The following is a 21,055-nucleotide window of genomic DNA, read 5'->3' as shown; positions in this document are numbered from 1 at the left end:
AGTCTTAGTATTAACCCTCTAGTAATTATCTCTTTTAGAGAGCTTTTCGGTTTGCTGAACCCAAGGATCGTTGGCTATTCTTTTTTCAATTTCATTAATCATTTCTTGCACAGCATCATCTACTGTTAAATAAACTTTAGCAGGTGAAAACCCTTCATTACTACCATTTAAATTACCTTGACTACCGATTTTACCATCTTCGAATAGTAAGATCTCAAATTCAGCCATAGTTCTACCAGCAGTAACATAACGATATGTTTTAACCTCATAGCAAATAGATCCCTCAAATTTTGTATTAAACAAATTCTCCCCCCCCCTCTTATTAAATTATAACTTAATTAAATGATAGATAAATAATATTAGTTCATTTTCTTACTTAACTATTAATAAGTGGCATTCGTACGACAAAATTACTCTTCCGTAAACTCCATCTTAATTAAATGTTTGCAATTAGGACATTTGCAGGTGATTTTCTTTTTTCTCTCTGAGAATTCACTTAATAGCTGGTCTGATAAATTCGGGAGTGAAAGAACTACCATTAGTAAGGTGATCCCATTAATAATTTTCGGATCCAATAACAACTGTTCGAATGTTAAAGATACAATACAAACTAACATAAGACCTATTAAAAATAATCCTAGAATTGCCAAGTAAACTCTTTTGTATATGCCCTTTATTTTTCTTTTCATGTTTTCCCTCCTGTTCTCTATACGCTTATTTCCTTTCAAAAGTTTCAAAAATAAAAACCTCATCCCGCGAACGAGAAGAGGCTCTGAGAAATTTGTAGTGATATTTTCTTTTCAGCACGTTCAATTGTAGTCTGAACCGTACTTTTTGAGACAACTAACATCCTTGCTATCTGCTCAAATGACATCATACCGCCACGTGACATTAAATACATTTCCTTTTCACGCTCAGTAAGAACTGATAAAGCATCCTCAATTCGAGTACGATCCCATTCGGTCACACACGATTCCTGCTGTATATCTGTCCAGTTGTGGTCATCTGCAGTTGATCTGACATAGCGTTGAATTACTAATGGATCTTCAGATCGCTCCCGCTGATAGGCTGCACGTCGTTCAATTCCCCTTCTAGCTCCTGGACGTTTCCCTGTGCGCAGCCATTCAATCGTAAACCTCAAATCACTTATCATTCCACTAACAATCTCCTGCTCATCTTTACAGACAGAGCTTTTAAATTTTTCTAACTTATATAATGTGCTACCGTATTGTTTAAGTAAGTCCTGCATAAAAACCTCCATCTATTACCATTTAATAGTTTATTGCAAATTAAAAGAGGACACCGACAAACTACGGGCAATCCGTAATCAATCAGTGTCCTCCAGTGGGCTGGTAGAACTACTTATATTTCTTCTCATTTTCTTTCAACTCTATTAATTCATTAATGATTTTATAAATTAGTAGTAATTTATTTCTCTCGGTTAAAATATCTTTACTAATAAAGATAATTAATGCGAGTACTAATAAAATTAAATCAAAAGTGGAAAAAACAGCTCCAAATAGTTCCAATACTGATTCATCTAAAATGATTACTCTTATAAAGTAACCGGCTACAATGATTATAAATCCAATAATTGTCTGCCAAACAAATTTTTTGTCGTTATCTATTATGGTTGAGTAATAACTGCGTAACAATCTTAGTTTCTCTTCATTATCCTCGCAATATTCAAGGATTTTAAGTTTTAGATGTATCAAATTCTCAAAAACTGAATTTTTCTCTTCATCAGTTACTATAGTTTCACTTATTGGATCATTATAACCAATCCCTTCAATCCAATATTTCAAATACCTATGCCCCTTTTCATTCTTCACAGATACACCTTTTTTAAGAAAATACGAAAAAAGGTAATACAGACTATACAACAAGAATAATAAGTAAATTAGTATAATAATATTATATAAATCAGTAAAGTTTCTAACTAGTTGAGCTAAAAATGGTACGGTAGTAAAAAAAGACAACACTACTAAAATAACCGATAACTTAGGTGTATTCTTCTTTAATAACCTTTTAAATATTTTCCAATTTCTTTTCAAATTAATTACTCCTCACCATTAAAACAACTATTACAGTAGACTCGTCCTTCTTTAAAATATCTAATTCTATTTTATCAGAAACAATATTAATATCTACATTATTAAGATACCAAAGTGCAACAAATACTAACAACGAGTCATCCATAATTTTCAGTCTGTTCAAACTGGGTGATAGAATACCTAAAATAACTTATGGAATCGATATAATAAATGATTAATCTCTTTAAAAATCTGATCAATACCTTGCAACTCTCTATCTTTTTTAGAAAAAATTAATAAAAGTAAAAATTTCAAAAATCTTAGTCTTATCCCTCTTTTCAATCTATTGTTAACTACTTTTATTAGAGGGTAAATCAACATCAATACTTTTTGATTTCTGAACATAAACCTACTGCGCATTATTGTCATCTGTTCATCAACCAATGTGGAGTTAATAAAACTTAACATTAAATAATATAGCCTATAAAGCTTCAGTTTTTTAAGACTTGCCCTGTTTAGCATTTTCGTATTTTTTTGATGTGTAATTAATTCATTAAGTAAAGCATGAATAAGCAAATATTTACTTTCATTTTCATTGCCTTTTCCATCCTCGAAATATTCATGGCTTGCATAAGCTTCAAGCTGAAAAATGACATCAGGACCAGCATATTTTAAATTTCCCCTTACGTGCTTTTGAATTTTATCAAAAATTTCTTCTTCATTTACTCCTTCTCTTACATCGTGATACCTTCTAAAATGAGTTTTAATTTCAAAATAAAAATATATATCTAGAAGGATTTCTGAATAAAGGCTTTGATAAATCTCTCTAATGTTGTTTTGATATTCTCTCCTTTTTGTTAATTGGTGCGAAATTATCTGAGCTAAGGCTGCCGCCAAAAAAGTGGAGCTCGCAGTTATTAAGACAGTATTAGATAGACTGTTTATTTCATTCACAATTAAAATTCCTCCCCCTCATCAAACTTCACTCTCTTCACCTTACCTTGGTGAGTAACAACAATCGTCTCACCATGGACTGATAATTCAGTAAATCTCACTCTGCCATCAGAAACAACTAGAACAATAGGTTTGCCCTATTTTGGTAACCAAAATTTCTTTTCCGATATACTACAAGTATTCCTTAGTCAACTTACTCCAAAGGTTAGGGTGAACACATATTATCCTTTTATATGTGGGAATTCAATTTCTATAATATAGTCCCCCAACATATTCTCGTCATCTGCAACATAACTTTTCCAAAGTTCGTCAAAATCTTCTTTTAAAACTTTTATTAAACCAGTAAAACCGAATTTCTCTTTGTCACTAATAAAATTTAAAATAAAATCATAATCATCATAATAATTGTTATTTTGGGCTAAATAACAAAAGCTATAAAGATTTTCAATTGCAAGAAAGGTGTTGTAACTCATTTTATACATATCTCTATCTTTCTTAAGTTCATTTAGCGATTTTCTTAAAATTTCTCGATACTGTTCTGTTATTTGAATAACTTGAGTAAGACTTGATTCAAATTTATTAATATCGATATGTGAAGGTAATTCTGAATAACCATGTTCTTTAAATGATGATTCTCGAAAATTAATATTTTTACTTACCTCATTTAACATTTTTACAAAATCCAATCCAAACTGATTTCTAATAATATAAAAAGTTTCATCTAATCTATCTAGATAATATTTAGAATACAATATAAAGTTTACAATTTTCCTTTTATCTTCTTCTGCTTGTTTCTCTATTTCTTTCTTTCTTTGAGTCTGAATAGTGATCCACAGTGCTAGATAAGTGAATAACCCAGAAATTAAACCACTAATTATTCCTCCAAAAAGGGTAAACCAGTCACTTATATCACCTCTAGCATTTCCACTATCCCATAAAAATAGATAATTAAATATTACTGGAAATAATAATAATGAGAATAAAAAAGACGAAACAGTAATTACTACTACATAGCTAAGCTTCAAAAAATTCTCCCCCTCACCAAACCTAACCCTCTTTAACTTACCTGGCGGCATCGCAACAATCGGCTCCCCACAAAGGGAAAGCTTAGTCAATCAAGCACGACTATCTGAAATGATAACACCCTAGAATTGTTCGATACATTTACCTCTATTTTATCAGAAGTAGTATTAAAATCTACTTTTTCAGAACTCAAAAGTGGCTAAGTTACTAACCCAAAAAAGAGGACACCAACAGACTACGGGTGTACCGTAATCAATCAGTGTCCTTCAGTGGGCTGGTAGAAAGTATTATCTTTTAACTTAGATTACGACTATAAATTAGACAATTGTCTTTCTACATCCCATTCTTGTGGTTTTTTGTCTTCATTAAACCATTGGCATCCATTACTAATCCATTCCTTGCGATATTCTTCAAAGGTTTTCCCTTCACTATCATCATCATAGCCAAATTCAAAACCACAACAATCACAAATTTCATATGAAGGATTATTATCCTTATCATATGGAGCCTCTGCTAGTTGATCAAAACCACAAACAGGACATACGTTTTTCATTAACTACACCTCTATTGTCTATTATAATACTTAATTCCATCTTTTGGTTTAAAGAAGGTACGGATAATACCATCTTTACTTAAAACTGCAAATTCATTTTTAGACTTATCATAAAAGACACGATCACCATTTGAACGTTTTTTGGATAGGACGTTCTTACTTTCAGATCCAATTAAATCTTGAGCCTTTCTTAAATACTGAGCCTTAGTTATATTACCAAATTCTTTTTGAGTAACAACGTGTTTTTTATAGTGACTATCTAATAATGATTTTGAACCAAATGCTAACTTCCTAACAGCATCCGTTATAGCTTTTTTTGCAAATTGCTTCAATGCAAATCTAGCACCTACATTTATTATAACCATAATGATTAAAGGAAGTGCTGATGCACTTAGTTCAGTCGTATTGATTTCATGTATTTCCCCAGTAGTAGAGTCAGTTACTGTAGCAATAAATACATCGTCAATTGCTTCATGGACAGTAACTTGGTACTCATTATACGTAACGTCACCGTTATCATCAACTATTTCTGTTGAAAAAAATAAGTCTTCTGAGTCAATATCCATCTGAACTTCTGAATTCACTTGTAAATCTTCTGTGTTTAAATTGATATCAACAGAAATATTTTCATCGGCTGTCTCTTGAACACTATACTCAAGCTCATCAGACACCACAATCCCTAAACTTTCTAGCAATTCAACTTCTGTTTCGTCGATTTCGACATTTTCTTCTACTAATTCTAATTGTGCCGCTTTAATATGATTAGGGTTTGGTAGAATCATAGATAACATTGTAAATACAAGAAAAACAGTAATTATTTTAGAATACTTCATATTTCACCTCACGGAATTATTAAGATACCTTTTCCATACTCATTTTCATTTGTAAAAGTCTTAGGTTTAAGAGATTTACTCGCTAAATACTCCATTAATTCATAACTATTAATCTCACTATCCTCCTCCCATCTTCCTATTATTGTAGAAATAACCCCTGTTGCATATGCAGTTGCAAACGAAGTACCAGTAAATAAAGAATAATCACCATTCTTATCAGTGGATAATATATCAACCCCTGGGCTTATGAAATCAATTTTGCCTCTTGCTGCAGTACTTGACCTTTTCAATTCTTCGTTTAAGGAGTTAATTGAAATTACATCTGTATATCTAGCAGGGTAATCTACAGTTAAACCGTAATTATTTCCAGCAGCACCAATAATTATAATACCCGAAGAAATCGCCTTGTCAATTACTTTCTTTAATTCCATATTGTGAGATTGCAAACCGAAACTTACATTAATTACTTCAATATTGTTCTCTATACACCACTCTATGCCGTCTATAAAGTTATCTACTGATCCTTTTCCTAACTCATCTAGCACTTTCACATCATATAACTCTACATTTTGAGTTACTCCAACAATACCTTTATCATTTGAATTCGCTGTGATAATTCCAGCTATAGCAGTACCATGACCAAATTCATCAACTATTGGAGTATTTGGTTCAATAGCATTATATTCTCCTACAATTTTACCCTCCAAGTCTTCATGCATTTTATTTATTCCGCTATCAAGTATTGCAACTTTTACATTTTTTCCAATTTCTTTATCTATACCTGTTACCTCTAGACCCCACGTCACAATTTCACCCTGTAATGAAGCTAATTTTTCAAGATCATTCTGATAATGTGTTTCTATATTTTTAAAGTGAAAATATAAAAAAAAGAAGATACTAATTCCAATAACAAGTAAAGCAAAAATAACTCTTTTCATTTAGTTTTGCCAACCTTTCTTATATCCATTTCTTACCTTTTCCAACTTCCATCTTACCCTTAATCTAACTAGTCATGTTTAATGATAAAATTAAGCAACATTTTACCTTTTACATTTTTTTACATAATGTAATTTCCTATATCCTCACCTTCTGCTACGTTTACTGATTTATTCAATCAAAACCTCTTCTGATCAAATTTCATTCTTTTTACTGTCCTAGTTCCCCCCGCGGACTAGCCTATTCACTAAACCTTACTTTACCACCAAAGAACAAGAGATTTCCCTTCTTCAATGTGCGTACAAGTCTACTTTCCAAAAAAAGGACACCGAGAGATTACAAGAGTTATGTAAACAATCGGTGCCAAACAGTTGACTAGTTGGACTATTTACTTTTTTCAAAGTAATCGAGTTCATCTTTGTCATTCGCCCAGATAAAATCTTCTTCTACCAGATGATCATCAAAGAAATTAGTTTCTTTCAAGAGTTCTTTAAACTTCTCACCTTTATTAGAGTAGTTTACATTGTAGTATAACATTAGTAATTCGTAAGAGGATAACTGAGCTCTTAAAATGCCTCTATAAACCCCACGTTCCCGCTCATTTACCTCTTCGGATTCACTATCAAAAACTTGAGATTGAATTAGTTTAACTAACCTATACAAATTTCGGTAATAGTGCCCGATTTCCGGTTCGTAATCTGAATATAACGCTTGATATGCTTGCTTTTTCAACCTTAAAAGAGGTTCATGGTTAAAGTTTAATCTAAAATTGTATATGTGTGCATCCGGAAGTCTGTTTTTGATGAAGTTAAACCCTTGAAGGAGTTCTAAAGATTTAGAACGATTATCTTTGTATGTATTAACAAAGGAAGTATTTAATCTTTCTTTCTCACTTTCCCAAGTGCGGTTTTCACCCATTAATACCTTCGAAACGTATTTATCATATTCTGAATCATCAAAGTTCATATCCTCATCAAACATTGGCGGAATATTATTTCTAGCCACTTCAAGAAAATAATTTAACTCTAAGTCAAAATATATTTCCTTTAATACAGTATTAAATTCTTCTTTATCTTGGTTATTAATAATAATATTGATAATTTCATCTTTAAAATCTTTATAGACTTTATCTAGATATAGCTCCTTAAGTACTGGATGCAAATTCCGAATTGCAACTCTTCCAGAATCGTTATCAATTTTTATTTCTCTTAATATGCTTTGGTGTAAATTAATCATATTAAAAAAAGTAGTTTCGAATTGCTGTCGCTTCATGGTGTCATTTGTTAAATGATGCTCTTGTCTTGTCTTTTCGAGTTCTTCTCTCTGTAGTCTTAATTCCTCTTTTTGCATAATTATTGCTGCAATAACTAAGATTGTACTAGCAAATGATAAAAGACCAACAGTACTTCCGCCTAAAAAGTCGCCAATAGGAGCTAAACTATCGAAGGTACTTTTACTTAGGTCCCATTTTTTAAAATGAAGTAACAAGAAAGGTACCGCTATTCCAAATATAGCAATTAAAACCCCTATTCCAATAACCCAATTTTCCTTTTTCTTATACCACCTATTAGATTTATTATTCTTCTTATTCAAAAATCCTCCCCCTCATCAAACTTAACTCTTTTCACCTTTCCCTGGTGTGTGACAACAATCGTCTCACCATGCACCGGTAATTCAGTAAACCTCACTCGACCATCAGAAACAACTAAAACAATAGGCTTGTCTTGTTTCAAAATATCTAATTCTATTTTACCAGATTTAGGATTAATATCTACATTTTTAAGACGCATATATGTTCCCCCCGAAACGTGTTATAATAAGAGCGACCAAACACTTATGCCGTTCCGAGAGGGACGGTTTTTATTTTGATGTTACTATAGCGATTTGAAATCCTATTGAAATTATGGTATAATATTACATATATGTTTTAAGGGGTCATTGAGCCTGGGGCCACTAGCAACTGTATACATCTTACTAATAGTTTTACACCTATTATTGAAAGCCAAAAACAATCAGGCGGTGGTTACTATGACACAGGATTATACATTGAATTGTTTTACCGAGATTACAAATCATCTAACCGCACTGTGCGGTTCAGCGTTAGTATCAGTTGCTATGGTGCCTTAAAATATATACTTATATGAACCGTCCCATTTTGGGACGATTTTTCTCTCAATAGGATCCTATTTACTTCTTAATTAGCTCTTCTGTTGTCTTTTCTGAAGTGTACGGCTGATTCATCCACTCATCACCTTCTCATGCTCAATTCTGTCAAGGACCGCAAGGTAATCGAGAAGAACCCCACGCCCTTGTTTTACTTCATAGGCATATCTCTCTAAATCTTCTAACGGTATACTTTTACGTCCTCCTAGAGCTGCATCTTTCCAATAACGCCTGATCAGATCGAAAGGGACATAAAAAACTTTGTAAACGGGTCTGATCTCAATAAGCAGAAACGAAATTCCACCGTGCATATTTGTATTAAAAAGGGACTGCATTTGATGAGTTTTCAAATTTTTTAAGTCGAAACGCTTTTCTCCGACTGTCTTAGCTTCAAACGCTACTGATCTAGCTGTATAAGTACCGTCATAATCAACCGTACTTCTATCTTCGTAATAACCCTTTAATACACGTGTTCCTCTGGATTTCAGCACTTTAACTGGTGTAGGTCGTTTGTTTATAAGAGCAATATCTTGGACAAGATACTGCTCATTTACAATATTTATCAGCTGTTCAAACGCCATTCCCCGGTTCCCGTAATTTACTTTCATCCAACCATCACCTTCTGTTCATTCAACTCATCCATGAAATTCTCTTTATCCTCATGCGGTTGCGATAACAAAGTAATAAGATTCGACTGCTCCACTTCTTTTTTCCAACACTCGGGACCGTATCCTCTAACTTGGCTTTCTGTAGATCTTAAGGGTCGGTTACATCGACCGCATGTCATAGACACTGACCCGCCTCCCAAGAACCCCCCTTCAGAAAATGGAATGACATCTTTTTTTAAGAGATCATCAGCTGAGCGATACTGACTATGGTCGATCTTATTTGCATCAATTATCGCTAAACTTATTGCAAGGCTAGGAGTATCCGCTTCCGTATCAGCTGCAGGATTATCTGGACCTTTCCAAAGTTCACATACATGGCCATTATCAGATGAATTTGTTAGGGTATAACTCTCATAACTCCTCAACAGTTTAAAAGCTTGTTCTAATTTCTCAGTTGGTTTGTAATCTCGAATTTTGCATACGTAGTTACCTGAGTGATCGTACCAGGATACAGCAGAGACGCGACCGGTTCTCGTTACATTGCTCATCCCCATAACTTTCGTAGCGATGAGTGCATCAATTAATCGATTTTCTGGACTCATTAGTATTTTGCCAACTTTCTAAAAAGATCTTGAAGTTCCTTCAACGATAACTGTTCTAACTCTCTCTCTGTTGAGTATTTCGTGGAAGCAATTAACCCTATTAACTCTTTTCGTTTTTCTGCAACCGCAGTTCTTAATAGTCCCGCTTGGTCAATCATTGTTCATCCTCATCTCCTTAATTCGCTTTTTTCCGTCTCCGCGATTCCTCTAGTAATTGCTGAAAACTCTTTCCACTATCTGTTGATTTGGACGGTATAGGCTTATTTTCTTTATCTTCTTGCTCTTTCCGGCACCACTTAGGCATATTATCTTTTCGGGTGTTTTGAGGTTTGTTACGTCTTCGTTTTTCCTCAGCTGCCGCAACAAGGAGCTGATCATATTTTTCACGAAGCTTAGAAGCCGATAGAATATGAATCTTCCAAAATGAATGATCCTGACACCAATCAATCACTTTAAACATTTGATCTTGATCCCTTTGGTCTTTCCTTATCATGAGAAGCATATCTTTGGACCATAACTGCAAATCCGGTTGTTTAAAATCTTGGTTGTTACTACGGATCCTTTCCAGTAAACGTTCTGCTAATTGATATTGAATGCTATCTGTCGAATGAATTGGAGTTGCAGGCTCCTCCACATCGTCTACCAGTTGGTGTCGAGCAAGTAAGGCTTCGTATCTTTCGATAATAAAAGGCTCACAGTAAGAGAATACGGTAATTTTCTTTCCTCTTTTCTGTGCGGTCTCAAAACAAGATTCAAGTAGTTCCAAAGCATTATTTACAGGAACAACTGCTAGAGTGCGTTTGATGGAATGATAGTCATCAGCTTTTGGAAAGCCAGAGTTTCGCAATTGGGTGAATCGTTCAACAAGCTTGTCCACATCATCAGGTGATGATTCATCGCCTGTTTTAGTAGTAGTAATACTATCTGTAGAAATCTCTAAAGAACTCTTTGTATTTGTATTGCCCTCTGGGGCAATAGGGTCTTGTCCTGTAGGGCAATAGGGTGTTTCCCCCTGGGTCAATAGGCTATTGCCCTCTAGGTCAATAGGGTGTTCCCCTGCAGAGCAATAGGGTAATGAATACGTAAGTGCTTTTAGATTATCTACATGTAGTTCTATAAAGAGAACGTTATTAGCTTTCATCCCTTGATTGGTTGTAATCGTTCTCCAGTGGCGCTGAACAATCTTGCTGTCTTCTAGCCGATCAAATGCCTCACGTATCTGTTTCTTAGAAAAACCAAAACGATTTTCAAAAGATTCATAGTCTCGTTGCAACAAATCTGCACGAAATTTCTTTTTTATCCCTTTTAGTTGACCAGTAGTATCGTCGTAAACGTAAGTAGGTCTGTACCAGTAAGCGATATCGGCAAGTATCGTGATACCAATTAAGTCAGGCTTTTTATTCTTTAGAAGTAGATTCTGATACCAAGTATGAGGCGTCACATTACCCTCAAAATGAACTTCTTGCATTTGATCAACCGTTTCTAATCCTGTTGAAAGTTTCATCCTCTTCACCTCCTAGATCTCTTGGTGTCATTTTATGCCGGAATAGTATTAGTTCTGTTCGTTAAACGATGGATAAGATGCAGTTCTCCGTAAACAAACTTCACTACAAGCCAATCATTAGAATCTAAACCACTATTCTGAATAGCTTTCATTTGCCCCCTGTTAGGCTTCTTCCCCTGCTTCATTCTGTTTTCTCTCCTTTCTTGGTACACACGGCTATCATGCCTTCTATTTTCATTAAAGCCATATCTGGATGAGATTTACGAATGTATCCAAGAACATACCCTTTGAAGAGCTGTCCACGGTTATCACTGTTAGCTGTCATCCAGACATAGCAATATGGTATGGGAACTCTATAGATCATTTATCAAAGGGAAGATCATCGGGATTGAAGTCTTCAAATTGTCCAACATCTGCAAAAGGATCCTTCATTTCCTTCTCTTCAGATTGGTTTCCGATCATTCCAATCAATTCTTCTCCCGTACTTTGATTCATGAGAGTGATCATATCGCTAGCTTGTTGTTTTGTGAGGCTATTAAGAGAATCCACCTGATGTAGTTTTTTAACCAAGGCTTTCACATCATCATTTTCCAATCCCTTACGTTTTCCTCCTCCATAAATTGCTTTCACTTGATTTTCTGTAGCTTGCCCATTCATGTTATTACTCTTTGAATCGGTACTTCGATTAGAGTTTCGGTTATTGTTACTGCCCTGACTTTGTGGTGTGACAATATCCATATCCTCGATATCTTGTGTGAAGAGACCTGATGCACCCGTTGCTTGTAAAGTCGCCCCAACAAGAGCTCTTTTTATAGCCATCTTTTGGAGAGTATTCACTAACATAAACGGATCTTGATTTTTATACCGCTTCTCTTTACTGTTCGCTGATCCTTCGCTTTCAGAAAGGATGAATTCAATCCCTGTTTCAGATGTCCGGTGTACAGTGACCTTATATGAGAAGTAAAAGAATCCATTATCCCAATCCTTCACCTGTTCAGTTAATTGTGTCTTATGACCTAATCCATAAAATCGCAGTAGATTTTCAGCACCCGGTTTAAATAGGGAAGGCTTTGGAGTACCTGGTATAACTCCATAATCAGTATCTTTAACAAGAACCTCTCTTGTGATATCTTTTAGAGACCTGTATGCTTCCAGTGCTTGTTGCGGTGTAACCTGTACTTTTGCTATATACGATTGTTGGTCAACTACTTGCAATTGATTCTGATTCATTCTATGAGCCTCCGTTTGGTTGATTTTTTTTGGAGGATTGCATATACTTAAATTGTGACTTTACAAGTATATGCAAAATCCTCGTCTCATCAGATTGCCGTCTGGTGAGATTTTTGTTTTTTATGAAGCTGAAAATACAATTCTTTAATGGCCTTTTCAGAACGATTAATACGATGTCCAATTTGACTAAGACCGCGTTCTAGTCCTAACACATTAAGATGATGATAAATGTAAAACTTTTGATCTGAAGTAAAGTCTTTGAGCACTTTCTATCCCTCCCTCACCTTAAAAAACTCAAACAATTCATTATCAGAAGTGAATGTAATATAACAATTCCAACCGTTTCGGTCCTTAACCGCAACAAGATGTCCAACAGACACGTCAACAGTTTCAAAATGCATAAGATAACCATTAATGTGTTCAGGATGTATATCCTCGTACACATTAATTCTTCTAGGCCGTCTTTTTTCTAGGTAAACAGCGTTGCGACCAACCGGAAGAATCTCTTTGTAAACCAGTCCATCGACTTCTTCCTGATACAAGAGCGGTTTAATTAACTCCAATTTCGTGTCACGAGTTAAATTCATGCAATGTTACTCCCTTCTGTATAAAATTGATGCCAGCTGCACCGAGAGAGACAGGACGATAAAACAGAACTTTTACTTAGGGAGGCAATAAGTTAGTCCTGTCTCTCTCGGCAAAGCCAGTGCTTTGCCTTTTTGCGAGGTTGTGCTAGAATAAGTTTGAGAGTTTTTAGATTTAGGAAGCGTTAGCTGTGCCGGCTGATGCTTCTTTTTTGTTTAAAGGGTTATGCTGCTGTTGAAACTTGATTCGGCGACTAGCAACCACAGCGGCAAGATCATACATAATCTTCTTTGTTTCAATATGTTTAGTTGACCCATATAAAGCTGTAAACATTAAGGCTTTTCTCCTAAGTGATCTTGTAATATGTTCCATCCCCATGCCATCAAGCTCTGCCATAGTTCCTTGATTAATCACCTTGAAGTAATCTGTTTCCATCAACTTTTTATCAAACCCACTCAGACCTTTTATTTGAAGTCTCATTGCGTCAACAACCAATTGTATTTCTGCCCTATTAAAATCAAAAAGTGGTTTAGTTTTCATTTGATCCTCCTTGTATAATCGAAAGATTAATTTGAATATCTGGAGTAACTTGTCCATTTATAGATTTACGTTTTTCCGTCTGTATGCAAAGGTAAATGTACTTTTTCCTAAGCTGTGCTAAATCTTTATAAGCCTTTCGAATATCCTCTCTTGTAAGATCAATTTGTTTGTAAACCTCTTGTACCGCGTCATGATCGCTCTCTATCACAAAACTTGTAGCTTGCTTAGATAAAGCTGTAATTACTTTCGATTGACCAACAATAAATTCATGTAATTTTAAAGCGAGTGATTCGTCTTCAGCTAAGACTCTAAAACGATTTTTCATTATTACACCTTCCGTTTTTCCCATGATTTGATGTTTAAAATTGGTTTACACTTGCTACAAAATGATCGATTTTCCAATGGTGTGTACCAGACAATTTCATTAGGTTGAAAATCAGTTAAACATTCACCGCAATACTTGCTAGTCGATGTCTTCATAAGTTCCTCCTAGAAATATGTCCTGTAGCTGTTCTGCTCCCGATCCATCTCTTTACTTGATCGTTAAAACTAATTTCCAAGTGAGAGCAAAGATTTATGACTAATGTTTGAGCTGCGGCTTGTGCATCCAATAACTCTTGAACGGTTCTCTCTATATGATTGAGTTCAAATTCTTCCATAACGCTTATTGGCTTTGAAAAGTTAATCTTAGTGATATGTTCCTTCGCTTCCTTTAGTTCTTTCCTAGCTAAGTACGTCAGTGAAGCAGGATGATGGTCTACTTTTGGTCCATCTAAATAAGGTATGTATACACCGCCTGTGGAAGCGCGGTGCAATTCTAAGGTGAATCTTGCATCATCTAGGCCCTCACAAAAAATTGCATAATCATCACGATTTAATTCACGTGAACCTCTTTCAAAGTGACTAACACTACCTCTAGTAAACGGAATACGCTCTGCTAGTTCTTCTTGAGTTAGTTGTTTCCGCTCCCTCGCTTCCTGTATTAGGTTTCCTATTGCCATTTGACTACGACTCCTTCTGTTTCATTTGTAGAGTTAACTTGCGTCATTGAGATTATTAGAATACTAGTTAAGAAGATTTCTTGGTCTGCTCCTCTGCCCTCTTTCTCTTAAGAATCCGAGGGACTGATGTTTTAAGGAAATACTGAGCAACATTTCGAAGTGCTTCTTTTGAAGGTTTGTTTTGTTCCATGTAACCAGCTCCTTTCATGTTCAACTTTATGCAAGTTGGACAGTAGTACTAACCATCGACATCGAAATTCATTAATTCATTGATTTGAACTGATATAGATACAAGCTCCATTGATTTCTCCTCAGTAGTTGTTGTGCTGTCTTCCTTTAACCGGAATGCCACCTTTAGAACCTTTGCTTGGATATCAGCCAATGTGGAAAGATCAGTTTTGTTCAGATGATCGCCTCCTATGCAGAATTAACATTACACGATTCGTGACATTTATCTTCAAAAAAAATAGTCCAATTAAACTCAAGCACTGCTCCAATTCGCTTTGCCACAGGAACACTAGGATTTCTTAAACCTTGTTCAATGGACGCATAAGTTGTTCTTGCAATATCTGCGTTTGTTGCTACATCTTCTTGCGTTAATTTTAGATCTAACCTTCTTTGTAATAACCAGTTTCTCATCATCTCACCTCACTTTACACGTTTTGCGTACTTCTTGTTTATTATATTACTACGCATATTGTGTATAGTCAACAATTAATTACACTTTTTGTGACAATAATTAAAATACGCTTACTGCGTAGTTATAATAGCTGTATGAGTAATACGAAAGGACTTGATTATATGTTAAGTTCAAGATTATCAGCCTTAAGGAAAAATAGAAATTTGACTCAAGCAGATCAAGCAAAAGTACTAGGTATTGCCAGAACTACATATGCAATGTACGAACAAGGTAATCGCGAACCAGATTACGATACACTAAAAAAACTTGCCGATTTCTTCGACGTCGACACAGACTACCTCCTTGGAAGAACGGACAAGCCTCGGTCAGAGGTCAGCATCGCTTATGATGGTGGTTACATAGATGTAGAAGATGATGAAGAAGCTGAATATCTTCTACAACAGCAGGCGGAATACCGTAGGCTCAAAGAGCGGTTTATGAAGGAGAAGAGGAAGGACCAAGGGGAGTGAAAAACACCTAGATGACGGAGTTTGATTGATTAATTAAATTGGAGGAAGAAAAATGGAAAATCTACAATTATGGTTAAGTATTATTGCTTCAGTACTATCTATTATTTCTGTGATTTGGACAGTGAATTTGAATAACAAAATAAAAACCATTAATTCAGGAGACAAAAATATCACCAATAATGGTAACTCTAACACCAATAACACTGGAGATAGTAACAAGTTCAAATAATCCCTTCGAGGTGACTTATTAATGAGTATAAAAAATAATGGTCATCATAACTTAAATAATACAGGATCAGATAATGATTTTAGTTCAACGACTAACAATTACTATTCTCAAGGTCTAAAAACGTTAAATAGATCTTATCTATACGAATTTTGTGAAGCTTTTTCACAAGTAGATCCTGCTATTGAAAATGATTATAACACTCAACTTACATCAGATATTACTAAAAAAATGACACATAACGAAATTGATGTATACAGGACAATATTTCAAGAATGTGATCATTATTATTCTGATGTCGATTCAATATTATTAGAAATCCCTAAAAGGCAAAGAATCATCACTAATATAAATAGAACCTATATTAAGAAGAAAAATTTTGAGAAGTGGGAAAATAAAGATCATCTGTGTGATCTTGTATATCAGTCCTTATATCAAATTCTTGTAAACAATCTTGGTTCGGATATAATGGAAGAAGATGCAACAGAGGCTATTCATGCAATAATGTACTATGCTTTTATTAAATGTAAACTTCTTGATCCCATCTAGGATTAATAGAAAGGTGATTATTATGTTGATAGATATGGATTCTAAACCTAGTGATACAATATTATATTTATCAGCTCGTCTTCTCCTAGAAATCAAGAGGTTAAATAAAGTAAATATCGCATCTATTGATGATCTTTTTTATGATATAGACTCAACCCAACCTCCTTATAAGTTTTATTTATCCTTAAACTTCCTTTATCTCATGGATAAAGTAAGGATTGAAGAAGGAGAATTATTATATGTATCTTAAATCATTAAGAATTGTAGAAGGAAACGGTAAAGAAATACGTAATGTACCCTTTAAAACTGGATTAAACATTATTGTTGATGAAAGTAATGATGAAAGAGGAAACAATGTAGGGAAAACAACCTTTTTGAAAATAATCGATATTTGTTTGGGTTCTAAGGACAAAAAGTATATATGGACAGATAACGATACCAATAGTCAAACTAATCAACTTAAGGAATATATAAATTCCCAAAAAGTTTTTACTGAATTGACTTTTGAAAAAAAGAAGCAAATATATACATTGAAGGTAGAATTATTTGATAAAGGTAAACGGTTCATAAATGGAAAAAAGTATAATCTAAAAGACTATCATGAAGCCCTTAATGAAATAATATTTAATATCGAGAAGCCACCTTCTTTTAGACAACTAATCAATAAGTTTGTAAGAATTAAACAAAAAATGGACAATCATACAACCTTAAAGTTTTTGAATCAAAATACTACAACAAGAGAGTATCGAAATATTTATGATTTTTTATTTAAATTGGATTCACATGAAAATAGTGCTATCAAATTAGATATTAGTGAAAATATACAAAAATATGAACAAGATTTAAAGGATTTATTTAGATTACATCAAATTAACAATCTGGCTGATTTAGCTGAGAGAAGAAGAATTGTTCAGCATTCCGTAAATGATCTACAAGAAAAAATCGAAACTTTCATAAATACAAGTAAATATAGGCGTTCTCTTGAGGAGGTATCCCTTTTCAGAAGCCGGTTAGCAGTTCTAAATGATGCGATTAATGCAGCTTTATTCAAGCGTAACAAAACTGAAAAAATCTTGTCTAAAGAGCTTGACGACTCAAGTGAGATTGATAATGAAATACTCAAAGAATTCTATTTGGAGTTAAAAAAAGATTTTAGTCAAATTTCAAAAGATTTTAATCAATTAATTGAATTCAATGACAAGATTAAAGATAATAAAATTAGTTATTATAAGAAACGAGTAACTGAAATAAACTATGATATCTCACAAATTGAGCAAGAAAGAGAAATATTAATTTCTGAAAATAAAGACATAATTAATCTTATAAACGAGAATAATTATGAAGAATATGACAAAATTCATCGTGAACTAATTAAGCAAAGCGAAATACTTGGTGAGCTAAATAAAGTAAAACAAATATATGATACTCTTATAGATCAACTAGAATCTGAAAAAGAGCAGTTAGAAAAGATTGGAAATCCCCTGTCTACTGTTAATAATCTCGAAGTTTTTAACAAGTACTTTACAAAATTTACCCAAGAAGTTTTCGGACAACGTTTGTATGTATATAAAAATGATGATTTTCCAATAAATTTATCAAACGTTGATGAAGGTATTGGGACTGGTTATCGAAAAACAATTACTTTGCTGTTAGATATAGCTTATGTTTCCTTCATTGAAGAACTTGAATTAGATTACCCAAAGTTTATTGTTCATGATGTCTTAGAAACTATCGATGAACATAATTTCAAAAAAATTGCTGATTTTATAACGATTAATAAAACTCAATTCATTTTTAGTATTCTAAGTGAGAAAATTGATGATTATTCTTTTATAAAAGAACAGGATAAAATTTTAAAGCTCTCTAAAAATAATAAGCTGTTTAAAATTTAGCTCAGATAAACAAACTAATAATACCTAAAAAAGCCCAGACCATTATCTGGGCTTTTCTTTTTCTTGTAAAAAGGAACGTACGTTTGTATAATTAATTTTAGAATTATAAGTTCATTTACGGTGGTGGCTCTGATGCGTTACGCTCCCCTACGGGAAAAACAAATTACTGAGATTATGAGAATGAAAGGAATTCGTACTGTTTCCGACCTTACAACAGAAAACATCTGCATTGCTTTTGATATCGATCTCCATTTCGAGCCTAGAAGAAGCAGATGTATATTCGAAGATGATTTCGCTGTTGTTATTTTAGATAGCCGTCTCCCCCGCTTACAACAGCGAGGAAAATTTTTTCATGAACTAAGCCATATTATTGCTCATGTCGGGGACCAGAAAAGACTTAATGAGCCATTCAAAGATCTACAGGAAACTCAAGCATATTGGATATCTCTTTATACATCCATGCCCCGTTATCTTTTTGAACCAGCTGCAATCAAGTATCAATCGATACAAAAACTACAGCAAATCTTTGATCTGCCTGAAGACATGATCATTGCCCGTTTTGAATCTATTAAACGGGAACGCAAACGGCAAGAATTCCAGTATAAGATGGCACGTTCAGAAAGCAAACGTAGACCTAAGTCTTTACAACCTGGACAAGTCTATGACTCTACCCTGTCAATCTTAAATCAACTAAAGAACCAAGTCGGAGAGGAACGATTAAGTTATGAAGTTAAGCGTTTATTATAATGAAATTGATGGACAGCTGCACCCACAATATCTTTTACTACCTACAAACACCGCCGTGGACTATGCGTCTTATAATGTTGAATCCCCCTTTCAGCGTTTCTGGCCAGAAGATTTCCATGAGTCACTTATTGTGATAACTATCACTCAAGGTGCGTTGATGCGTGATCCTTTTAACGACAATGAGTTCAGTATCTATATCCCACGTGTAATCGCTGACCTAACGGCAAACGGGGGTAACCTGGAACATTTACACCAAGCTGAATATTTCTTGGTTAGGATGGATGACTTAGAAGAAGTTATGCAAATGAATATCCGTCGATTATATGTCGACTAATTTTTTTGCCGAGATAACGAACGTACATTCTGTCATTTTTACTCTTATCTTGTACTATTAATATAATTGACGCATTTCTATTCTTATTTTGAAACACTGTACAATCGAAAATAAGTGTAAGGAGGTATGGCTTTGAATAAAAACTTACGCTGTGCTATATATGCTCGTGTTTCAACTGAAGAACAAGCAAAGGAAGGTTACTCAATTAGGGCTCAAGTGGCAAGATTAGAAATGTTTGCTCAATCGCAAGATTGGACCATAATCGGTTACTACATAGACGAAGGTAGATCAGCTAAAGATACAGAGCGTGAGCAGCTTCAGTCTATGCTAGATGATATTGCTGATGATCAAATCGATGTAGTGCTGGTTTATAGATTAGATCGACTTACTCGTTCTGTACTGGACTTATATAAACTACTGGATCTATTCGATAAGAACAATTGCATGTTTAAATCAGCAACTGAAGTGTTTGATACAACAACTGCAACTGGTCGACTGTTTATTACACTTGTATCAGCCATTGCTCAATGGGAACGTGAAAATCTTGGAGAACGTTCCAAAATGGGTATTCAACGCATGCTTCAAGAAGGGAAATACAAAGGTGGTTTAGTGCCAACCGGCTATCGATATGATGAGGAAACCAAGAAGCTTATTATACATGAAGAAGAGGCCCGTATGGTTAAATTAATGTTCCAAATGTATGCTAAAGGTCATGGAGACCATGCTATCTCTTCATACTTGAATGAGCATGGTTACAAGACAAGACTTGGTAACACCTTATGGGGAAAAGTCGTTGCAGGTATGATTAAAAATCCAATCTACTACGGTGAACTTCGATACGATGGTGAAGTTTATCTGGATATCGCTCCACCTATTATTTCAAAGTCACTTTTTGATCAGTGCTCTAACTTAAGGGATTCAAAGAGAAACATCTCTCCTCGTTCTGCCTCATCCAATTACATTTTCACAGGTATTGCCCGCTGTGGAAGATGCGGAGCACGTCTGAAAGGTAGATTGCATTCAAAGAAGACTAAGGAAATTGCCCATTACTTAAGCTGTTCAAAAGCACGGGATGGTCTTTGCGATCTTCCGATTATAAAAGAAACCATCGTCGAAACGAAATTACTCGAGCATTTCTCGGAACTAATCAGCGATTACCAAACAGTAGTTCCAGATGTCGAGATCGAAGTGGTTGATACGTTGAAACAAATAACAAATCTCAAAAAGCAATTAGAATCAATCCGTAACAGAAGGAAAAAATGGCAACTCGCTTTTGCAAATGACATCATCTCGATGGAAGAGCTTCGCATGCATACGAAAAACGACGCTAAACTTCATGACGAATTAGAACACGAGCTTCACTCGTTAGAATCAGATCAACCCACTTTTGACCAAGACGAAATTGCTGAAGTGTTAAAAGACTTTATCGATAACTGGAAGGAACTTGATAATAAAGAAAAAAAGTACAGCTTAATGATGCTTGTCGATTCGTTTACTCTTGATTCTCCTGACCTAGAGCCAGGTAAAAAGACTCCTCACCATAAGAGGAATATACATTTAGATAACATCGTCTTTAAGTAGGGAGGGTTTAAA

At 34.5% G+C, this 21,055-nt stretch carries 34 protein-coding genes; 8 read left to right on the top strand and 26 right to left on the bottom strand.

The genetic code is table 11. The annotated features are described in order from the left end of the window. Positions 1–18: 18 nt before the first annotated feature. The 26 genes from J7W16_RS04215 to J7W16_RS04095 all read right to left on the bottom strand — a co-directional run bounded on the left by J7W16_RS04215 (position 19) and on the right by J7W16_RS04095 (position 15,207). Positions 19–303: a hypothetical protein gene (locus J7W16_RS04215; RefSeq protein ID WP_210595977.1), complete on the bottom strand. Its 285-nt coding sequence runs from the start codon at positions 301–303 to the stop codon at positions 19–21. 107 nt (positions 304–410) lie between these two features. Next, entirely contained in the window at positions 411–689 is a 279-nt protein-coding gene (locus tag J7W16_RS04210) for a hypothetical protein (RefSeq protein ID WP_210595976.1), read from the bottom strand. Positions 690–748: 59 nt separating this feature from the next. After that, positions 749–1,249, bottom strand: a complete 501-nt coding sequence (locus tag J7W16_RS04205) for a sigma-70 family RNA polymerase sigma factor (RefSeq protein ID WP_210595975.1) — start codon at positions 1,247–1,249, stop codon at positions 749–751. Between the two features lie 109 nt (positions 1,250–1,358). Next, on the bottom strand, positions 1,359–2,054 hold the full coding sequence (locus J7W16_RS04200; protein ID WP_210595974.1) for a hypothetical protein: 696 nt from the start codon (positions 2,052–2,054) through the stop codon (positions 1,359–1,361). A gap of 180 nt (positions 2,055–2,234) precedes the next feature. After that, a complete protein-coding gene (locus J7W16_RS04195; protein WP_210595973.1) occupies positions 2,235–2,987 on the bottom strand; it encodes a hypothetical protein in 753 nt (250 codons plus the stop codon). Positions 2,988–2,989: 2 nt separating this feature from the next. Then, positions 2,990–3,115 carry an XtrA/YqaO family protein gene (locus J7W16_RS04190; protein WP_210596630.1) on the bottom strand — a complete coding sequence of 42 codons (126 nt, stop codon included), beginning with the start codon at positions 3,113–3,115 and terminating at the stop codon, positions 2,990–2,992. A gap of 93 nt (positions 3,116–3,208) precedes the next feature. After that, on the bottom strand, positions 3,209–4,063 hold the full coding sequence (locus J7W16_RS04185) for a hypothetical protein (RefSeq protein ID WP_210595972.1): 855 nt from the start codon (positions 4,061–4,063) through the stop codon (positions 3,209–3,211). Between the two features lie 257 nt (positions 4,064–4,320). Beyond that, positions 4,321–4,563, bottom strand: a complete 243-nt coding sequence (locus J7W16_RS04180; protein ID WP_210595971.1) for a hypothetical protein — start codon at positions 4,561–4,563, stop codon at positions 4,321–4,323. 11 nt (positions 4,564–4,574) lie between these two features. Then, positions 4,575–5,396: an SAR2788 family putative toxin gene (locus J7W16_RS04175; RefSeq protein WP_210595970.1), complete on the bottom strand. Its 822-nt coding sequence runs from the start codon at positions 5,394–5,396 to the stop codon at positions 4,575–4,577. A gap of 8 nt (positions 5,397–5,404) precedes the next feature. Next, complete coding sequence (locus tag J7W16_RS04170) at positions 5,405–6,334, bottom strand: S8 family serine peptidase (RefSeq protein ID WP_210595969.1); 930 nt, start codon at positions 6,332–6,334, stop codon at positions 5,405–5,407. A 382-nt stretch (positions 6,335–6,716) separates the two neighbouring features. After that, positions 6,717–7,925 (bottom strand): putative phage abortive infection protein, encoded by a 1,209-nt coding sequence (locus J7W16_RS04165; RefSeq protein ID WP_210595968.1) that lies wholly within the window; start codon positions 7,923–7,925, stop codon positions 6,717–6,719. Then, the gene (locus J7W16_RS04160) at positions 7,922–8,122 is read right to left on the bottom strand and encodes an XtrA/YqaO family protein (RefSeq protein ID WP_210595967.1); all 201 of its coding nucleotides are present in this window, start codon (positions 8,120–8,122) and stop codon (positions 7,922–7,924) included. The genes J7W16_RS04165 and J7W16_RS04160 overlap by 4 nt, the downstream gene beginning before the upstream one ends. Positions 8,123–8,569: 447 nt before the next feature. Next, positions 8,570–9,103: a Holliday junction resolvase RecU gene (locus J7W16_RS04155; RefSeq protein WP_210595966.1), complete on the bottom strand. Its 534-nt coding sequence runs from the start codon at positions 9,101–9,103 to the stop codon at positions 8,570–8,572. Further along, on the bottom strand, positions 9,100–9,705 hold the full coding sequence (locus J7W16_RS04150; protein ID WP_210595965.1) for a DUF6011 domain-containing protein: 606 nt from the start codon (positions 9,703–9,705) through the stop codon (positions 9,100–9,102). The genes J7W16_RS04155 and J7W16_RS04150 overlap by 4 nt, the downstream gene beginning before the upstream one ends. Then, positions 9,705–9,863 carry a hypothetical protein gene (locus J7W16_RS04145; RefSeq protein ID WP_210595964.1) on the bottom strand — a complete coding sequence of 53 codons (159 nt, stop codon included), beginning with the start codon at positions 9,861–9,863 and terminating at the stop codon, positions 9,705–9,707. The genes J7W16_RS04150 and J7W16_RS04145 overlap by 1 nt, the downstream gene beginning before the upstream one ends. A 17-nt stretch (positions 9,864–9,880) precedes the next feature. Then, positions 9,881–11,209, bottom strand: a complete 1,329-nt coding sequence (locus J7W16_RS04140) for a hypothetical protein (RefSeq protein WP_210595963.1) — start codon at positions 11,207–11,209, stop codon at positions 9,881–9,883. 32 nt (positions 11,210–11,241) lie between these two features. Then, the gene (locus tag J7W16_RS04135; RefSeq protein WP_210595962.1) at positions 11,242–11,394 is read right to left on the bottom strand and encodes a DUF6906 family protein; all 153 of its coding nucleotides are present in this window, start codon (positions 11,392–11,394) and stop codon (positions 11,242–11,244) included. A 175-nt stretch (positions 11,395–11,569) separates the two neighbouring features. After that, positions 11,570–12,439 (bottom strand): hypothetical protein, encoded by an 870-nt coding sequence (locus J7W16_RS04130; RefSeq protein WP_210595961.1) that lies wholly within the window; start codon positions 12,437–12,439, stop codon positions 11,570–11,572. Positions 12,440–12,528: 89 nt separating this feature from the next. Further along, positions 12,529–12,705 carry a hypothetical protein gene (locus J7W16_RS04125; protein WP_210595960.1) on the bottom strand — a complete coding sequence of 59 codons (177 nt, stop codon included), beginning with the start codon at positions 12,703–12,705 and terminating at the stop codon, positions 12,529–12,531. 3 nt (positions 12,706–12,708) lie between these two features. Next, positions 12,709–13,026, bottom strand: a complete 318-nt coding sequence (locus tag J7W16_RS04120) for a hypothetical protein (RefSeq protein WP_210595959.1) — start codon at positions 13,024–13,026, stop codon at positions 12,709–12,711. A gap of 172 nt (positions 13,027–13,198) precedes the next feature. Next, on the bottom strand, positions 13,199–13,564 hold the full coding sequence (locus tag J7W16_RS04115; protein WP_210595958.1) for a hypothetical protein: 366 nt from the start codon (positions 13,562–13,564) through the stop codon (positions 13,199–13,201). Then, complete coding sequence (locus J7W16_RS04110; RefSeq protein WP_210595957.1) at positions 13,554–13,889, bottom strand: hypothetical protein; 336 nt, start codon at positions 13,887–13,889, stop codon at positions 13,554–13,556. The genes J7W16_RS04115 and J7W16_RS04110 overlap by 11 nt, the downstream gene beginning before the upstream one ends. 151 nt (positions 13,890–14,040) lie before the next feature. Beyond that, positions 14,041–14,565, bottom strand: coding sequence for a helix-turn-helix domain-containing protein (locus J7W16_RS04105; RefSeq protein WP_210595956.1), 525 nt, complete (start codon positions 14,563–14,565; stop codon positions 14,041–14,043). A 67-nt stretch (positions 14,566–14,632) separates the two neighbouring features. Next, positions 14,633–14,755: a hypothetical protein gene (locus J7W16_RS22105; protein ID WP_283246018.1), complete on the bottom strand. Its 123-nt coding sequence runs from the start codon at positions 14,753–14,755 to the stop codon at positions 14,633–14,635. 48 nt (positions 14,756–14,803) lie between these two features. Beyond that, entirely contained in the window at positions 14,804–14,947 is a 144-nt protein-coding gene (locus J7W16_RS04100; protein ID WP_210595955.1) for a hypothetical protein, read from the bottom strand. Positions 14,948–14,982: 35 nt separating this feature from the next. Continuing rightward, the gene (locus J7W16_RS04095) at positions 14,983–15,207 is read right to left on the bottom strand and encodes a helix-turn-helix transcriptional regulator (protein ID WP_246879850.1); all 225 of its coding nucleotides are present in this window, start codon (positions 15,205–15,207) and stop codon (positions 14,983–14,985) included. A 159-nt stretch (positions 15,208–15,366) separates the two neighbouring features. On the opposite strand from J7W16_RS04095, the gene J7W16_RS04090 reads away from it, so the two are divergent. The 8 genes from J7W16_RS04090 (at position 15,367) to J7W16_RS04060 (ending at position 21,043) form a co-directional block, all read left to right on the top strand. After that, positions 15,367–15,714 carry a helix-turn-helix domain-containing protein gene (locus J7W16_RS04090; RefSeq protein ID WP_210595953.1) on the top strand — a complete coding sequence of 116 codons (348 nt, stop codon included), beginning with the start codon at positions 15,367–15,369 and terminating at the stop codon, positions 15,712–15,714. A gap of 52 nt (positions 15,715–15,766) precedes the next feature. Continuing rightward, positions 15,767–15,943, top strand: a complete 177-nt coding sequence (locus J7W16_RS04085; protein WP_210595952.1) for a hypothetical protein — start codon at positions 15,767–15,769, stop codon at positions 15,941–15,943. A 21-nt stretch (positions 15,944–15,964) separates the two neighbouring features. Further along, on the top strand, positions 15,965–16,489 hold the full coding sequence (locus J7W16_RS04080; protein ID WP_210595951.1) for an ABC-three component system protein: 525 nt from the start codon (positions 15,965–15,967) through the stop codon (positions 16,487–16,489). After that, positions 16,452–16,739 (top strand): ABC-three component system middle component 6, encoded by a 288-nt coding sequence (locus tag J7W16_RS22360; protein ID WP_419095810.1) that lies wholly within the window; start codon positions 16,452–16,454, stop codon positions 16,737–16,739. The genes J7W16_RS04080 and J7W16_RS22360 overlap by 38 nt, the downstream gene beginning before the upstream one ends. Continuing rightward, positions 16,729–18,381 (top strand): hypothetical protein, encoded by a 1,653-nt coding sequence (locus tag J7W16_RS04075; protein WP_210595950.1) that lies wholly within the window; start codon positions 16,729–16,731, stop codon positions 18,379–18,381. Before J7W16_RS22360 ends, J7W16_RS04075 begins: the two co-directional genes overlap by 11 nt. A 132-nt stretch (positions 18,382–18,513) precedes the next feature. Beyond that, the gene (locus tag J7W16_RS04070) at positions 18,514–19,128 is read left to right on the top strand and encodes an ImmA/IrrE family metallo-endopeptidase (RefSeq protein WP_210595949.1); all 615 of its coding nucleotides are present in this window, start codon (positions 18,514–18,516) and stop codon (positions 19,126–19,128) included. Between the two features lie 130 nt (positions 19,129–19,258). Then, entirely contained in the window at positions 19,259–19,462 is a 204-nt protein-coding gene (locus tag J7W16_RS04065; protein WP_210595948.1) for a hypothetical protein, read from the top strand. 132 nt (positions 19,463–19,594) lie between these two features. Then, on the top strand, positions 19,595–21,043 hold the full coding sequence (locus J7W16_RS04060; protein ID WP_210595947.1) for a recombinase family protein: 1,449 nt from the start codon (positions 19,595–19,597) through the stop codon (positions 21,041–21,043). Positions 21,044–21,055: the final 12 nt, after the last annotated feature.

This window comes from Halalkalibacter suaedae (assembly GCF_017939705.1).
Classification (GTDB): Bacteria; Bacillota; Bacilli; order Bacillales; family Bacillaceae_D; genus Halalkalibacter; species Halalkalibacter suaedae.
The sequence above is the reverse complement of the archived record's forward strand: the minus strand, read 5'-3'. Positions and strand labels throughout refer to the sequence as shown.

Bases quoted from the DNA above. Each gene is read 5' to 3' on its own strand.
- J7W16_RS04140 (WP_210595963.1), bottom strand. From the start codon at position 11,209: ATGAAACTTTCAACAGGATTAGAAACGGTTGATCAAATGCAAGAAGTT.
- J7W16_RS22105 (WP_283246018.1), bottom strand. From the start codon at position 14,755: ATGGAACAAAACAAACCTTCAAAAGAAGCACTTCGAAATGTTGCTCAG.
- J7W16_RS04160 (WP_210595967.1), bottom strand. From the start codon at position 8,122: ATGCGTCTTAAAAATGTAGATATTAATCCTAAATCTGGTAAAATAGAA.
- J7W16_RS04175 (WP_210595970.1), bottom strand. From the start codon at position 5,396: ATGAAGTATTCTAAAATAATTACTGTTTTTCTTGTATTTACAATGTTA.
- J7W16_RS04180 (WP_210595971.1), bottom strand. From the start codon at position 4,563: ATGAAAAACGTATGTCCTGTTTGTGGTTTTGATCAACTAGCAGAGGCT.
- J7W16_RS04185 (WP_210595972.1), bottom strand. From the start codon at position 4,063: ATGCCGCCAGGTAAGTTAAAGAGGGTTAGGTTTGGTGAGGGGGAGAAT.
- J7W16_RS04085 (WP_210595952.1), top strand. From the start codon at position 15,767: ATGGAAAATCTACAATTATGGTTAAGTATTATTGCTTCAGTACTATCT.
- J7W16_RS04110 (WP_210595957.1), bottom strand. From the start codon at position 13,889: ATGAAAAATCGTTTTAGAGTCTTAGCTGAAGACGAATCACTCGCTTTA.
- J7W16_RS04130 (WP_210595961.1), bottom strand. From the start codon at position 12,439: ATGAATCAGAATCAATTGCAAGTAGTTGACCAACAATCGTATATAGCA.
- J7W16_RS04095 (WP_246879850.1), bottom strand. From the start codon at position 15,207: ATGATGAGAAACTGGTTATTACAAAGAAGGTTAGATCTAAAATTAACG.
- J7W16_RS04150 (WP_210595965.1), bottom strand. From the start codon at position 9,705: ATGAGTCCAGAAAATCGATTAATTGATGCACTCATCGCTACGAAAGTT.
- J7W16_RS04090 (WP_210595953.1), top strand. From the start codon at position 15,367: ATGTTAAGTTCAAGATTATCAGCCTTAAGGAAAAATAGAAATTTGACT.
- J7W16_RS04115 (WP_210595958.1), bottom strand. From the start codon at position 13,564: ATGAAAACTAAACCACTTTTTGATTTTAATAGGGCAGAAATACAATTG.
- J7W16_RS04080 (WP_210595951.1), top strand. From the start codon at position 15,965: ATGAGTATAAAAAATAATGGTCATCATAACTTAAATAATACAGGATCA.
- J7W16_RS04120 (WP_210595959.1), bottom strand. From the start codon at position 13,026: ATGAATTTAACTCGTGACACGAAATTGGAGTTAATTAAACCGCTCTTG.
- J7W16_RS04145 (WP_210595964.1), bottom strand. From the start codon at position 9,863: ATGATTGACCAAGCGGGACTATTAAGAACTGCGGTTGCAGAAAAACGA.
- J7W16_RS04170 (WP_210595969.1), bottom strand. From the start codon at position 6,334: ATGAAAAGAGTTATTTTTGCTTTACTTGTTATTGGAATTAGTATCTTC.
- J7W16_RS04155 (WP_210595966.1), bottom strand. From the start codon at position 9,103: ATGAAAGTAAATTACGGGAACCGGGGAATGGCGTTTGAACAGCTGATA.
- J7W16_RS04070 (WP_210595949.1), top strand. From the start codon at position 18,514: ATGCGTTACGCTCCCCTACGGGAAAAACAAATTACTGAGATTATGAGA.
- J7W16_RS04105 (WP_210595956.1), bottom strand. From the start codon at position 14,565: ATGGCAATAGGAAACCTAATACAGGAAGCGAGGGAGCGGAAACAACTA.
- J7W16_RS22360 (WP_419095810.1), top strand. From the start codon at position 16,452: ATGCTTTTATTAAATGTAAACTTCTTGATCCCATCTAGGATTAATAGA.
- J7W16_RS04210 (WP_210595976.1), bottom strand. From the start codon at position 689: ATGAAAAGAAAAATAAAGGGCATATACAAAAGAGTTTACTTGGCAATT.
- J7W16_RS04135 (WP_210595962.1), bottom strand. From the start codon at position 11,394: ATGAAGCAGGGGAAGAAGCCTAACAGGGGGCAAATGAAAGCTATTCAG.
- J7W16_RS04205 (WP_210595975.1), bottom strand. From the start codon at position 1,249: ATGCAGGACTTACTTAAACAATACGGTAGCACATTATATAAGTTAGAA.
- J7W16_RS04075 (WP_210595950.1), top strand. From the start codon at position 16,729: ATGTATCTTAAATCATTAAGAATTGTAGAAGGAAACGGTAAAGAAATA.